Source organism: Mesorhizobium sp. M2C.T.Ca.TU.002.02.1.1 (assembly GCF_003997225.1).
On sequence record NZ_RZTO01001170.1, the window covers coordinates 1 to 1,382 of the forward strand.

Sequence of the window (1,382 nt, forward strand, 5' to 3'; positions counted from 1 at the left end):
GATAATGACAACAAGGGCGATCACCCACCCGCTGCCGCCACCACCGCCACTCGACGTGGGAGGCGTGCTCGAGGGGGTGAAGGGGTCGTTAGGGTTCGCCATGAAACGTGTCCTCCTTGGATGAAAGTCATCAAAATAACAGCCATCAACGCGCTGAGCCCGCATCGGGTTTCACGCGGACGGACGGAAAGCGCTGAAAAACCGGCGTTTTCAGGTCCGCCAGCCGCCAGACGACTCAGTTGACGGCGGTAACAGTATACCCTGACTTGCGAAAATCCTCGACCAGTCCTTCCGGACCGGGCAGATGCATGGCGCCGACGGCCATGAAGACGTTGCCCTTGGCCAAAATCGGCCCGGCATGCGCCGCCATCACCTTGTTGCGGCTGATGATCATGGTCTGCTCGAAGGCGGCATAGCCCGCCTTGTCGTCCGCAGTGTCCGGCAAGACGGCGCGGAACAGCGGCCAGAACATGCCGACCTCGCCGCGCTGGTAGAGCACGATCATCGTCTCGTTGACGTCGTTCACCTTGTCGCCGAGCTTCATCGTCTCGACCAGGCTCTTCATGTGGAATTCGAGCGGCAGCGAGGCCATAGCGCGCAACTGATCGACGGCGGTCTCGAGCCCTTCGACGTCCTTGCCCCAGGCCTTCGCGTCGGCGGCAAGCTTGACGTCCAGCACAGGTTCGCCGGCGCTCTGGCGCGCCACCTCGCAGGCCGGCAACGCCATCATCGCCGACAGGATCCACGGCTTCATCTTGGCGACCGTCGCCGGCGGGATGCCGCGGGCATCGAGTCCCTTGTTCAGCGCCGCCGCATCGTCCGGCGACAGCAACGACGACAGCGTTGTGTTGTCGGTGAACATCATCAGGCCGGGTTCGCTGGCCATGGCGGCCATCATCTTGGCCTTGTCCATCGCATCGGTGGTCTCGATGACGATGGTGCCGGCGCCGTCATAGGCCTTTTGCGCGGCGGCCGGCAGCGTGGTGACGCGCGTGTCGGTCATATGCATGGTGCCGAACAGATAGGACGGCTATTCGCCCGGCTTCTCCAGCTTCCACAGCAGGCCGTTGCCGTTGGGAACGGCCGCTGCTTCGGTCTCGACCTTCTTGAAGGCGGCGGGATCATTCTTTTCCAGCGCCGTCAAAAGGTCGGTGCCGACGCAATTGGGAGCTCCCGCATGGGCCCGGCCGGCAAGCAGCAGAACGACGAGGAAAGACAGGAAAAACAGCAGGTTGAGCGCCGCAAGCAGCTTCAACGAGACAAGGGCCGCGCGGTCGGCGATGGCGATGACGCGTTTCATGAAAAGCGTCTTAGCGCTGAAAAGCGGCAAAACGGTTAACCGGCGCGGTGAAATTGTTTGCGGTGCGGCGTCGGATGGAAAG

The 1,382-nt window shown here is 62.7% G+C and carries 1 pseudogene; it reads right to left on the bottom strand.

The features are described 5' to 3' along the window. Window positions 1-235 precede the first annotated feature (235 nt). Window positions 236-1,300, bottom strand: a pseudogene (locus EOD07_RS34425) (TraB/GumN family protein). Window positions 1,301-1,382: the final 82 nt, after the last annotated feature.